General features: G+C 63.9%; 10 protein-coding genes and 1 tRNA gene. 7 read left to right on the forward strand and 4 right to left on the reverse strand.

The features are described from left to right. Nucleotides 1–99: 99 nt before the first annotated feature. Together EOD29_RS36125 and EOD29_RS28370 are read left to right on the forward strand one after the other, a co-directional pair. Nucleotides 100–273, forward strand: a complete 174-nt coding sequence (locus tag EOD29_RS36125) for a hypothetical protein (protein ID WP_095802158.1) — start codon at nucleotides 100–102, stop codon at nucleotides 271–273. Between the two features lie 737 nt (nucleotides 274–1,010). Beyond that, complete coding sequence (locus EOD29_RS28370; RefSeq protein ID WP_127248588.1) at nucleotides 1,011–1,292, forward strand: hypothetical protein; 282 nt, start codon at nucleotides 1,011–1,013, stop codon at nucleotides 1,290–1,292. 182 nt (nucleotides 1,293–1,474) lie between these two features. Here EOD29_RS28370 and EOD29_RS28375 read toward each other — a convergent pair. From EOD29_RS28375 to phaC, 3 genes are all read right to left on the reverse strand, one after another. Further along, a tRNA-Glu gene (locus EOD29_RS28375) sits at nucleotides 1,475–1,549 on the reverse strand. A gap of 138 nt (nucleotides 1,550–1,687) precedes the next feature. Next, nucleotides 1,688–2,983, reverse strand: a complete 1,296-nt coding sequence (locus EOD29_RS28380) for a YcbK family protein (RefSeq protein ID WP_127248589.1) — start codon at nucleotides 2,981–2,983, stop codon at nucleotides 1,688–1,690. Nucleotides 2,984–3,184: 201 nt separating this feature from the next. Beyond that, nucleotides 3,185–5,026, reverse strand: a complete 1,842-nt coding sequence (gene phaC, locus EOD29_RS28385; RefSeq protein ID WP_095829324.1) for a class I poly(R)-hydroxyalkanoic acid synthase — start codon at nucleotides 5,024–5,026, stop codon at nucleotides 3,185–3,187. A gap of 97 nt (nucleotides 5,027–5,123) precedes the next feature. Between phaC and EOD29_RS28390 the strand changes: the two genes are divergently transcribed. From EOD29_RS28390 to recJ, 5 genes are all read left to right on the forward strand, one after another. Next, nucleotides 5,124–5,534: a hypothetical protein gene (locus tag EOD29_RS28390; protein WP_164763860.1), complete on the forward strand. Its 411-nt coding sequence runs from the start codon at nucleotides 5,124–5,126 to the stop codon at nucleotides 5,532–5,534. 49 nt (nucleotides 5,535–5,583) lie between these two features. Further along, nucleotides 5,584–6,801: an LL-diaminopimelate aminotransferase gene (locus EOD29_RS28395; RefSeq protein ID WP_067000132.1), complete on the forward strand. Its 1,218-nt coding sequence runs from the start codon at nucleotides 5,584–5,586 to the stop codon at nucleotides 6,799–6,801. A 47-nt stretch (nucleotides 6,802–6,848) separates the two neighbouring features. Continuing rightward, on the forward strand, nucleotides 6,849–8,162 hold the full coding sequence (locus EOD29_RS28400; protein WP_127248590.1) for a homoserine dehydrogenase: 1,314 nt from the start codon (nucleotides 6,849–6,851) through the stop codon (nucleotides 8,160–8,162). Nucleotides 8,163–8,300: 138 nt separating this feature from the next. Continuing rightward, nucleotides 8,301–9,293 carry a class II fructose-bisphosphatase gene (gene glpX / locus EOD29_RS28405; protein ID WP_127248591.1) on the forward strand — a complete coding sequence of 331 codons (993 nt, stop codon included), beginning with the start codon at nucleotides 8,301–8,303 and terminating at the stop codon, nucleotides 9,291–9,293. 140 nt (nucleotides 9,294–9,433) lie between these two features. Beyond that, nucleotides 9,434–11,218 (forward strand): single-stranded-DNA-specific exonuclease RecJ, encoded by a 1,785-nt coding sequence (gene recJ, locus EOD29_RS28410; protein ID WP_127248592.1) that lies wholly within the window; start codon nucleotides 9,434–9,436, stop codon nucleotides 11,216–11,218. Between the two features lie 13 nt (nucleotides 11,219–11,231). On the opposite strand, the gene EOD29_RS28415 is transcribed toward recJ, so the two are convergent. Next, on the reverse strand, nucleotides 11,232–12,203 hold the full coding sequence (locus EOD29_RS28415) for a patatin family protein (RefSeq protein WP_067000906.1): 972 nt from the start codon (nucleotides 12,201–12,203) through the stop codon (nucleotides 11,232–11,234). Nucleotides 12,204–12,249: the final 46 nt, after the last annotated feature.

The following is a 12,249-nucleotide window of genomic DNA, read 5'->3' on the forward strand; positions in this document are numbered from 1 at the left end:
TGCGACGCGTCGGAAACAATCATCGACCATCTAGTACCGATCGAAAGCAGCCGAAGATCGTTCGCGGGACGGCTTCGGCACATGGAAGGATGATGAGCCATGCCGATCTTAAAAACGCTCAACCGCATGGGAGCGGCCCTGAAATATGCGCATGATGCCCAAAAAACGACGCGGATGCTGAACGGCCCGCCACGCGAAATGCAAATGGATTTTGGCTGGGCAGTTATGCCGACCACCAAGTATCTTTCTTCCAACACTTGGGACGGTATCTGACGAAATTTCAGCGTAGAGGCGGCTCAAGCCGCCTGTTGGGCAGGAACGACAAATCCGCAGCGTGCCGATGCCATCGCCGACCGAGCCGCAGAGGTCAAGGCGAAGCTGGCCCAAGTCGATCTTGCTGCGCGATTCCTAGCCCACCCGATAGAAACCCTGCACGGCGATCCCTACCGGATTGATATCGACCACTCCACTGCTTCGTCTTGGCTCGGGAGGAGAATGTTTGGCGGCGGAAATAGACGGGCTGCTGATCGATACTCTTCGGACCAGGCTCGGCTGCTTAGGTGGCCCGGCTATTCCTTGTGCGGAACAATATACCTGACAACGCTCTCGCCGCGCGAAACCGTAACTGTCGTATAGCCGGCTGGCAGCGAGCCCGTGACGGTCGGATCGACGACCTGGCATCGGCCGACCATTCTTCCGCTAGGAGCGCCGGCGAGTTCATCTGCCAATGAGGCACGGCATTCGTTGAGGGAGGCGAAAACCCGAGGCGCCGTATTAAGCGGTTTGCAGATCGAAGCCTCGCCTGGGCTGCACAAAAGCAAAACCATCACCGCTGCCGTAGCCGGGTCCATCGTCGAAGCTCCTTTGTGGAGCTTTAAACGCTCGCGAAATCCCTTTGTTTCAGATGTCGCTAAAATACGAGGCAATTCCCGGCGACCTCGGGCCGGGCCTGTCGATCCTCGGGAACAAGACGCGTTAGTTCGCTGTTATTATTAGCAGAGGCTAATACGATGCCTTTTAGCGTCACCAGTGCGACTTCGGATGCTATTCTCGAAGCCAGGAACACTGACGCTGAGATCCTCGGAGTCGTCGACCTCGCCAACAAGACTGATGCCAAGATCGGCACCATGCGCCTGGGGCAAGCTATCCAGTTCGTTGCGAATGCATCCGTGCTTGGATACGGAGTTCGCGGAGCGATGGTGTTTTACGGAAAAGCAGGAACACCGAGCCTCAGGGCGAGAGAATGTGAGCAGTTGTGGGCGCTATATGGTTTCGCACTGCTTGAGCCATAATGTCCGGCTCGACGGAGCGCTGGAAGGCGTTCACGTTATGAAAAGCGCCACCGGATGACAGGAGCCGCCACGGATTCTCAGAGCGGGCCATTTCGCGGTCACCCGTCGGCCGCAATACGCAGTCGCTATTTGACGCTATTGGATGATTTGCCGGGAGAGGGTGCTAAGTCGCTCACATCTGCTGGTACGCCCAAGGGGAATCGAACCCCTGTTACCGCCGTGAAAGGGCGGTGTCCTAACCGCTAGACGATGGGCGCGCTCAGACGAAGCGGCTTATAATTGCGTTGTTCGCAACCGGCAACCCATCTGCCGCCACATGCGACAACTTTTTTCGCGAGCCTGCAAAACGCATGTTTGGCAACCGGAAAACAGTTCGACCGAAGCAGGTAAGCCGCTTAGTTGTCGCCACCGCCGCTGCGCCGGCGGCAGCGCCAGTTCCAGTCGCGCTCGGGGCCGACGTCGACATGGACGGATTCGGTGTGGCAGTAGGTTCCGACGCCGCCGCGGCCCGGCATCGAACGCACATAGCTCGCCAGCTCCCACTTGGAGACGCCGGGAACCTGGATGTCGGCGGCAGCGCAATACATGTGCAGCGAGTTCTTGGCGCCGTTGGCGCGGCGGTTGCGGGCAGGGTCGCGATAGCCGGAGGTGACGATCATCTTGCGGCCGAAATGACCCTCGATCGTCTTCAGCACGCGCACCAGCGAAGGCTTCAGGCAGGCGACGTCGACACTTTCGTTCTGTCTCAAGAGGCCGTTGGGCGCGAGCCTTGCCATACCGGCGGCCGACGCCACCTGGTAGGAGCCGCCGCCTTCGTCCTCGTTGAGATCGACGTCGCTCTCGTCGTCGATGCCGGACTTGCGCTTGATCTCGAACAGCGCCGTCTGGCGCACGCCGGGCAAGGCATCGGCGCCGGTGATGTGGTTGCTGCTGTCGTCACCGAGGGAAGCCAGTTGCACCGGCTTGTCGCCCGGGGTCGCGGAGGCGAGGGTGACGATCGGCTTTGTCGCCGGCGACGTGGTCTTGGCCTGGGCGGCGGGCTGGTCGCTGGAGCGCGTGTTGATCAGCGGGGCAGGCGCGGCCGAGGCCGGCGTGGTGCTGAACAGAGAAGCAAACAGCCCCTTCTTCGGCGCGGCGATCGGCTGCTGCTGGGGCTCGCCCGCTGTCACGTAGACGCCTTTGCTCATCGCCTGCACGGTCGCCTGCGCTTGCGATGCGACCGCGGCGGCATCGCCGGCAGCGACTTTGTCGGTGGCCGCTTTCGTCTCCTCTGCCGTCTGCGGCGGATGTACCAGCGGTTGCGGCGTGTTGCCGGCGATCGAGCCGGCGTCAGCAGGAACCGCTACCGCGGGGAAGGCTGCTCCGGGCCGGGTTTCCGGCACATAGGCAACTTTTTCAGGCAACGGTTTGTCGTCTTCGCCCATCACGGTCGATGCCGCCTCTGGGGATGCCGGGGAGGTCGACGCCGCCTGCGAGGTCGAATCGGCCGACGCCGCGGACTGGGCGCTGGAAGCCGCGCTCATCTCTGTGGCGGTTGAATTGTAGGCGGGCGTGACGACCGACATCGTCGGGTCGCCGGTCGAGGTGCAGGAGGCCAGAAGCACGGATAAAAGCGCTGCCACGATGCTGCGGCTTTCCCTTCGTGCGAGGCGCCAACCTGCTGATTTCAAAATAAAATTCCCCCTCGGCATCCGGTCCGTATGTCGTCGCCGCGGCGCTCCAGTGCCTCTGGCGGCGACCTCCTGTTCCCGAACCGGAAACGGGATCTGTATCGATCTGCAAAGCCTCGGATTTATTGTTTGTCTGCAGGCGGACTGAGGCTACGAAAACGATTAACATCACCATTTCGCCCTGTTTGGGCGGCCCGTCAACTCACCAGACATTACAGCCGGTTACACACGCACCTTGACATAGGTGCCCGGCGCGTCCCCCAAGGTTTTCATACGCTTGCCCGGTTTGCGGGCGGGCACATGGATGTTGTCCTGGCTTTCGATCCAGTGCTGCCAGTGCGTCCACCATGAGCCGGCATGCTCGTGCGCGCCGGCGAACCAGGTGCTGAAATCCCCCACCGGCTTGCCGCCGGTCCAGTACTGGTACTTGTGCGCCGCCGGCGGATTCACGACGCCGGCGATGTGGCCGGAGCCCGCCATGACATATTCGACGTCGCCACCGAAATAGCGCGAGCCGAGGAACACCGAAAGCGCCGGCGCGATGTGGTCTTCCTTCGTGGCGAGGTTGTAGACAGGGATCGTGATGTCGGCCAGCGAGACGGTGCGGCCGGCAAGCTCCATCGTGCCGCGGGAGAGATTGTTCTCGAGATAGCAATTGCGCAGATAGAAGGAATGGTTGGCCGCCGCCATGCGGGTCGAATCGGCATTCCAGTAGAGCAGGTCGAAGGGCAGCGGGTCCTTGCCGCGCATATAGTTGTTGATGACATAAGGCCAGATCAGGTCGCCCGAGCGCAGCATGTTGAAGGCGGTCGCCATCTTGGTGCCGTCGAGATAGCCCTTTTCGCTCATCGAGCGCTCGACCGCGGCAACCTGGTCCTCGTCGACGAAGACCTTGAGATCGCCGGCATAGGTGAAGTCGACCTGAGTGGTGAAGAAGGTCGCCGACCTGATGCGGTGGTCGCCTTCCTGCGCCAGCAGCGCGAGCGCCGCGGCCAATAGCGTGCCGCCGACGCAATAGCCGATGGCGTTGACCTCCTTCTCGCCGGTCGCCTTCTCGACCATGTCGAGGCCATATTGCAGGCCCTCGCGGATATAGGCCTCCCAGCCTTTGGCGCCGTGGCGCTCGTCCGGGTTGATCCAGGAGATGACGAAGACCGTGTGGCCCTGCTCGATGGCCCAGCGGATGAAGGATTTCTGCGGGTTGAGGTCGAGGATATAGTATTTATTGATCCACGGCGGGCAAATGAGCAGGGGGCGCTTCAGCACCGTCTCCGTCGTCGGATCGTATTGGATGATCTCGGCGACATCGCTGCGGCCGATGACCTTGCCGGGTGTCGTGGCGATGTTCTTGCCGATCTCGAACGGCGCGTAGTCCGCCTGGCGCAGCTTCAGGTCGCCCCTGCCGGCGGCGATGTCCTCGGCCAGCATCTTCATGCCGCGCACCAAATTCTCGCCGTTGGAGGCGACGGTCTCGCGGAACAGCTCGGGATTGGTCAGAATGAAATTCGACGGCGCGATGGCGTTGGACACCTGCTTGACGTAGAAGCTCGCCTTGTGGCGGGTGTGCTCGTCGAGGCCCTCGGCATGATCGACGAGATCGGAGGCCCAGCGCGAGGTCACGAGATAGGCCTGTTTCAGGAAGTCGAAGAAGGCATTGCGGCCCCATTCCGGATCCTGGAAGCGCTTGTCGCCGCGCTCGGGCTTGACCGCGTCCTCGGGGGCTTCGGCGTTGGGGCTGGGGCTGACCTTCTGGATGGCGTTCGCCCAGACCGTCATGTAGCCGGCGAACAGCCGCGTCTGCGCTTCAAGCGCGCGCTGCGGGTCGGCCAGCCAGTACTCCGAGAGCTTGGAGAAGGTCTTGACCATGTCGACCACGGGTTCGGCGACGTGGTCGCGCACCTCACCCTTTTCGCGCGGCTCGGCCCAGGCGGAGGCCGCCTTGCCGGCCTGCTCGATCATGCGCGCCATGTTCAACGCGAAGCGTTCGGGATCTTTCACCAGATATTGCTCGACGGTCGAAGGTCCGCCATTTTCCGCTTTGTCCGAATCGGGCGCTTTGGACATGGTTCGCGGGGTTCCTCCCGGAGCGTTTTCTTGACATATTACCATGGGACATCTGACCGGGTCCAACACGCTCTAACCCGGCTGCCAGGAAAACAATATGACGATTAATGTTGGCGGGACTTATTTTCTCGGCGCCGGTTCGATTTGCCGCATCGCCGCCGCAGCCGCGGTGCTATGCACGCCGTTGCTTGCGGGCGGCTGCGAGACCAGCAGAAACACCAACAATGCGAGGCCGACCGCGGTGACCGAGGGGCCGAAGGACACCGGCTCCTATCCGAACCTCAACATTCCGCCGCCGGTAGCCGCCAAGCAGCTGACGAAGGAAGAGACTGCCGCCAAGCTTGCCCAGCTCAAGGCCGAGCAGCAGGCGCAGCTTGCCAAGGGCGGCCGCGCGAAGCCAGCCGCCAATACGGCGGCGCTGAACACGCTCGCCAGGACGCATGGCGACGACGCGCTGAAGCAGATCGAAGGCAAATGCGATCCCGCCCTCGACCCTAACTGCAATTAGGTCTATATCGCGCGCCGAAAAGCGCCCCCTTTGATCGTCTGGAACTCCAATGGAAGAATTTCACAAGGTCCGCCGGCTTCCGCCTTACGTGTTCGAGCAGGTCAATCGGCTGAAGGCCAGCGCCCGCTCGCGCGGTGCCGACATCATCGACCTTGGCATGGGCAATCCGGACCTGCCGACGCCGAAGGCCATCGTCGACAAATTATGCGAAGTGGTGCGCGATCCGCGCACGCATCGCTATTCGTCCTCGCGCGGCATTCCGGGCCTGCGCCGGGCCCAGGCGAACTACTATGCCCGCCGCTTCGGCGTGAAGCTCAATCCCGACACGCAAGTGGTGGCGACGCTCGGCTCGAAGGAGGGCTTTGCCAACATGGCGCAGGCGATCACCGCGCCCGGCGACGTCATCCTGTGCCCCAATCCGACCTATCCGATCCACGCCTTCGGCTTCATCATGTCGGGCGGCGTCATCCGGTCGCTGCAGGTGGAACCGGATGACGGCTTCATCCCGGCGGTCGAGCGCGGCATCCGCCACTCGATTCCGAGGCCGCTGGCGCTGATCCTCAACTATCCGTCGAACCCGACGGCGCTTGTCGCCTCGCTCGATTTCTACAAGGACGTGGTCGCCTTCGCGAAGAAGAACGACATCATCATCCTGTCGGACCTTGCCTATTCCGAGATCTATTTCGACGGCAATCCGCCGCCTTCGGTGCTCCAGGTTCCAGGGGCGATGGATGTCTGCGTCGAGTTCACCTCGATGTCGAAGACTTTTTCCATGCCCGGCTGGCGCATGGGCTTCGCGGTCGGCAACGAGCGGCTGATCGCGGCGCTGACGCGCGTCAAATCCTATCTCGACTACGGCGCCTTCACGCCGATCCAGGTGGCGGCGGCGCATGCGCTCAACGGCGACGGTGCCGACATCGCCGAGGTGCGCGAGGTCTATCACAAGCGGCGCGATGTGATGGTCGATTCCTTCGGCCGTGCCGGCTGGACCATTCCGGCGCCGGCGGCCTCGATGTTCGCCTGGGCGCCGATCCCGGAACAGTTCCGCCAGCTCGGCTCGCTCGAATTCTCCAAGCTGCTCATCGAGCACGCCGACGTGGCGGTGGCGCCGGGCATCGGCTTCGGTGAGCACGGCGACGATTTCGTTCGTGTGGCGCTGGTCGAGAACGAGCACCGGATCCGCCAGGCGGCGCGCAACATCAAGCGCTTCCTGGCCTCGACCGCCAAGCAGCCCAACAATGTTGTGCCGCTCACCGCGCGCCGCTGAATTCACCGCACATCACACCGACCAATCTTTGAGGGGCGTCGCCGGACATGGCTGAAGCGTTGCGTGTTGGAATTGCCGGCCTTGGCACGGTGGGCGCCTCGGTGGCGCGCGTGCTCAACGACAAGGCCGCCGAGCTCACCCGCCAGTGCGGTCGCGACATTGTCGTCACAGCGGTTTCGGCGCGCGATCCGAAGCGGGACCGCGGTGTCGATCTGGGCGACACCAAATGGTTCGACGATGCCGCGAAGATGGCCGAGAAGGCCGACATTGATGTCTTCGTCGAGCTGATCGGCGGCGACGAAGGGCCAGCGCGTGCATCGGTGAAGGCGGCGCTCGAGGCCGGCCGCCATGTCGTGACGGCCAACAAGGCGCTGTTGGCCAAGCACGGCGTGCAACTCGCCGAGATCGCCGAGAAGAAGGGCGTGCTGCTCAACTACGAGGCTGCGGTGGCCGGCGGCATCCCGGTCATCAAGACGATGCGCGAGGCGATGGCCGGCAACCAAGTCAGCCGCGTCTTCGGCATCCTCAACGGCACCTGCAACTACATTCTGACCCGCATGGAGGCCGAAGGCATCTCTTTCGATGCCTGCCTCAAGGACGCGCAGCGCCTCGGCTATGCCGAAGCCGACCCGACCTTCGACATCGAAGGCCATGACACGGCGCACAAGCTGTCGATCCTGACCAGCCTTGCGTTCGGCACGAAGATTGCCGCCAACGACATCTACATGGAGGGCATCTCCAACATCACCCAGGCCGACATTCGCGCCGCAGCCGAGCTCGGCTACCGCATCAAGCTGCTCGGCGTCGCGCAGCGCACCGACAGCGGCATCGAGCAGCGCGTGCATCCGACCATGGTGCCGACGGCCTCGGTCATCGCGCAGGTGCATGGCGTCACCAATGCCGTGGCGATCGAGACCGACATCCTGGGCGAGCTTTTGCTCTCCGGCCCCGGCGCCGGCGGCAATGCCACCGCCTCGGCGGTGGTCGGCGACATTGCCGATATCGCCAAGAGCCGGCCGGGCTTCCAGCACGGGCCGGTCTTCGGCTGGCCGGCGAAGGAATTGAAGCCCTACAGGAAAGCGCAGATGCGCAGCCATGCCGGCGGCTATTTCATCCGGCTCACCGTGCACGACCGCATCGGCGTCTTCGCGGCGATCGCCAAGCGCATGGCCGACAACGATATTTCACTGGAATCGATCGTCCAGCAGGCCGCCGGGCCGGCTACCGAAGCGCAGAAGACCGTCATCCTCGTCACCCACGAGACAACGGAAGCGGCGGTGCGCAAGGCGGTCGAAGGCGTCACCAAGGACGGCCATCTCACCGACAAGCCGCAGGTGATCCGTATCGAGCGGGCGGAATAGTTCGAGTGATACTTCACCTTTAATCGATTGATATTGCTGCCATTTCAAAAATTGAAATGGCAAGTCTTGCCGTTGTCATGGAGCTTTGCCAGAAGAAGCGCGCTTCTGGCGGGAGGCAAAGCGCAGTTTCAACGAGGAATGCCCATCCATGAACATGGCCCAAAACATCGCAGCGGCCTCGATCGTATCCTAACCATGGAAGTGGTGCGTGTGACCGAAAGGGCCGCGGTCGCCGCTGCCAGGCTGCGCGGTCGCGGCGATGAGAAGGCGGCCGACCAGGTCGCGGTCGATGCGATGCGCCAGGAACTCAACCGGTTGGCCATCAAGGGTACCGTGGTCATCGGCGAGGGCGAGCGCGACGAGGCGCCGATGCTCTATATCGGCGAAGAGGTCGGCACCGGCAAAGGCCCGGCGGTCGACATCGCGCTCGATCCGCTCGAAGGCACGACGATCTGTGCCAAGAACCTTCCCAACGCGCTTGCCGTCATCGCCATCGCGGAAAAGGGCAGCCTGCTGTTCGCGCCCGACGTCTACATGGACAAGATCGCCATCGGGCCGGGATACCCGGACAGCCTGATCGACATCGACGCGCCGCCGGCCGAGAACATCGCCAATCTCGCCAAGGCCAAGGGCGTGGCGGTGCCCGACATCACCGCCTGCATCCTCGACCGGCCGCGCCATGCCAAGCTGATCGACGCGGTGCGGGCCACGGGCGCCGCCATCCGGCTGATCGGCGACGGCGACGTCGCCGGCGTCATCCACACCACCGATTCGGAAGAGACCGGCATCGACATCTATCTCGGCACCGGCGGCGCGCCGGAAGGGGTGCTGGCCGCGGCGGCGCTTCGCTGCACGGGCGGACAGATGCAGGGCCGGCTGATCCTCGACACGCCGGAGAAGATTGCACGGGCCGAAAAGATGGGCATTTCGGATCCGAAGCGGGTCTATCGCGCGCAGGACATGGCGCGCGGCGACGTGCTGTTCGCGGCGACCGGCGTCACCGACGGCAATCTGCTCGGCGGGGTGAAGTTCGGGCGCACCTTCATCACCACTCACACCATCGTGCTGCGCTCGTCCTCGCGCACAGTGCGCGAGATCAAGGCGCGCCACCAGGATCTGGAAAAGTTCTGATTTCGTCCTTGTAGACACTTTCGCGCAATTACGGTCGGAGCGCCCTTCCACAGTTTTCCGGGGTGGTTCGCTTTCCCGGAATTGCTAGGGCTGTCGCATCTTGATATCTGCCGAAAGATGGTGTGCAGACGGCGCGTCTCATGATGGGCGAGAGACGCTTCTTCCTCGATGTCAGGCAGTCGGCGACCGGTGTTTCCTGGGAGCACCGGCTGACCGAGCGGCAGGACATGGCCGCTTTGGCCATCGCGCAGGGCCATGGCGTGCCGGACATCGTCGCAAGGGTGCTGGCTGGGCGCGGCGTGACGGTCGAGCAGACCGAGCGCTTCCTCGATCCGACCATTCGCGAGCTTTTGCCGAACCCGGCCTTGCTGACCGACATGGAGAAGGCGGCGGCGCGCATCGCGGATGCGGTCGTGGCCGGCGAGAGGGTGGCGATCTTCGGCGACTACGATGTCGACGGCGCCGCGTCGTCGGCGCTGCTGAAGCGCTTTCTGGCGCATTTTTCGGTGCCGTCCGAGATCTATATCCCCGACCGCATCTTCGAAGGCTACGGCCCGAATCCGGAAGCTATGCGCGAGCTGATCTCGCGCGGCGCGAAGCTGATCGTCACCGTCGACTGCGGCACCAACAGCGCCGTGTCGATCGAGGCGGCGAAAGATGCCGGCGCCGACGTCGTGGTGCTCGACCATCACCAGGTCGGCGGACCGCTGCCGGCGGCGGATGCGGTGGTCAATCCGAACCGGGAGGACGACCTTTCGGGGCAGGGGCATCTCTGCGCCGCCGGTGTGGTCTTCCTGTGCCTAGTGCAGACGGCGAAGGTGCTTCGTGAACGCTTGCCGAACGCCGCGCCGGTCGATCTGCTTTCGCTGCTCGACCTCGCCGCGCTGGCGACCGTTTGCGACGTGGTGCCGCTCACCGGCGTCAACCGCGCTTTCGTAGTCAAGGGGCTGCAGGTGGCGCGCCAGCAGAAGAATGAGGGGCTGGCGGCGCTTGCGCGGGTCTCGCGCATCGGCGAGCCGATAAATACCTTCCATCTCGCCTATCTGATCGGGCCGCGCATCAATGCCGGCGGGCGCATCGGCGATGCCGCGCTCGGCAGCAGGCTGCTTGCCACCGAGGATCCCGTTGAAGCCACAAGCATTGCCGAGACGCTCGACCGGCTGAACCAGGAACGGCAGCAGATGGAACTGGAGATGCTGGCGCAGGCGCGCGCCGAGGCCGACGCGGAGCTTGCCGGCGGCACCGGCCCTGGCATCGTCGTGACCGCCAGCAACAGCTGGCATCCCGGCATCGTCGGGCTGCTGGCCTCGCGGCTCAAGGAACATGCGCGCCGTCCCGCTTTCGCCATCGCCTTCAATGCCAATGGGATCGGCACCGGCTCGGGGCGCTCGGTCTCCGGTTTCGATCTCGGCCGGCTGGTGCGCGAGGCGGCGCAGGCCGGCCTGATCGCCAAGGGCGGCGGTCACGGCATGGCGGCAGGCATCACCGTGGAACGTGCCAAGCTCGGCGCGCTTCGGGCTTTCTTCGAGGAGCGCGCTGCGGCGGATGTGTTCCGGCTGCAGAGCGAGGAAAGCCTCGCGATTGACGGCGCGTTAGCCGCCGAGGGCGCGACGCTGGCGCTTCTCGACGCGCTGGAGAAAGCCGGCCCGTTCGGCGCCGGACACATCGCGCCGGTGTTTGTGCTGCCGCGCCACAGACTTATCGATGCGCGGCCGATCGGCACCAACCACATCCGCGCCGACCTGCAGTCGCAAAGCGGCGGCAACCTCCAGGCGATCGCGTTCCGCGCCGTCGACACCGCGCTCGGCGAATTCCTGTTCAAGAACAGGGGCAAGACCGTGCACATAGCCGGTTCGCTGTCGGGCAATTACTGGAACGGCAACCGCTCAGTGCAATTCCGCATCACAGATGCCGCGATTGCTTGACTGACGCTTCGGATCAGGCGAGCACCGTCTGCAGCCGCCGCAATTCGCTGATCTGGGACATGGTCGCCTGATAGCCGATGCGGATCGCCTCGTCGGCGCGGTGGAACTCGGTCAGTCCGATATGGCTGAGCTTCGGCTGCAGCGACATGTCGGGCGGATCGCCGGCGAGCCTGGCGCGCGAAATCCGGTCCTGGATGATGTTGAAGGCCTCGACCATGACGCCGGTGATGCCGAGGCGGGTCTGGTGCGGCGGGTGCTGGGGATTGACCTGACCGGGACGCGGCGCGTCGTTCTCGATGACGAGTTCGCCCGCGCTGTGCTTGATCACCGCGGCACGCCCAAACAGATCGTAGTGGAGGTTGACGGCAACGACCAGCGGCTGTTCGTAAGCACGGCAGACCGAGACCGGCACCGGATTGACCAGCGCGCCGTCGACCAGCACGCGCCCGTTGCAGTTTACGGGCTCGAAGACGCCGGGCAACGCGTAGGACGCGCGCATGGCGGTGATGAGCGAACCTTTCGACAGCCAGATTTCGTGGCCGGTGCGGATTTCGGAAGCGACGGCGACGAAGGGCTTCGACAGTTCCTCAAAACGGATACCGTCGACATGTTCGCGCAGCCGCGCATCGAGCTTCATGCCGCCGAACAGGCCGCTGCCGCGCAGATTGAGATCGAGCAGTCCGAAGAGGCGCCGCTTGGTCAGGCTTCTGGCGAACTCTTCCAGTTCGTCCAATTTCCCGGCAAGATAGCAGCCGCCGACCAGCGCGCCGATCGACGTGCCTGCGATCATCGAAACTTCGATGCCGGCTTCGTCCAGCGCGCGCAGCACGCCGATATGGGCCCAGCCACGCGCACAGCCGCCGCCGAGCGCCAGCGAGATGCCCATCTTCTTCGCCGATTTCGGATCGAGCACGCCGCCGGACGATGCAAGGCCGTTGGCCTCCTGAACGTCAGGTCTGCTGCGCAATGACGCCCATTCGAGCATCATGATCTCCCTTGTCCCGTGTCCCTTCTATCACAAGGATGTTTGA

The organism is Mesorhizobium sp. M1A.T.Ca.IN.004.03.1.1, from assembly GCF_003997555.1.
Lineage (GTDB): Bacteria > Pseudomonadota > Alphaproteobacteria > Rhizobiales > Rhizobiaceae > Mesorhizobium.

Coding starts and splice junctions, on each gene's coding strand:
- EOD29_RS36125 (WP_095802158.1), top strand. CDS start 100: ATGCCGATCTTAAAAACGCTCAACCGCATGGGAGCGGCCCTGAAATAT.
- EOD29_RS28370 (WP_127248588.1), top strand. CDS start 1,011: ATGCCTTTTAGCGTCACCAGTGCGACTTCGGATGCTATTCTCGAAGCC.
- EOD29_RS28380 (WP_127248589.1), bottom strand. CDS start 2,983: ATGCCGAGGGGGAATTTTATTTTGAAATCAGCAGGTTGGCGCCTCGCA.
- phaC (WP_095829324.1), bottom strand. CDS start 5,026: ATGTCCAAAGCGCCCGATTCGGACAAAGCGGAAAATGGCGGACCTTCG.
- EOD29_RS28390 (WP_164763860.1), top strand. CDS start 5,124: ATGACGATTAATGTTGGCGGGACTTATTTTCTCGGCGCCGGTTCGATT.
- EOD29_RS28395 (WP_067000132.1), top strand. CDS start 5,584: ATGGAAGAATTTCACAAGGTCCGCCGGCTTCCGCCTTACGTGTTCGAG.
- EOD29_RS28400 (WP_127248590.1), top strand. CDS start 6,849: ATGGCTGAAGCGTTGCGTGTTGGAATTGCCGGCCTTGGCACGGTGGGC.
- glpX (WP_127248591.1), top strand. CDS start 8,301: ATGCCCATCCATGAACATGGCCCAAAACATCGCAGCGGCCTCGATCGT.
- recJ (WP_127248592.1), top strand. CDS start 9,434: ATGATGGGCGAGAGACGCTTCTTCCTCGATGTCAGGCAGTCGGCGACC.
- EOD29_RS28415 (WP_067000906.1), bottom strand. CDS start 12,203: ATGCTCGAATGGGCGTCATTGCGCAGCAGACCTGACGTTCAGGAGGCC.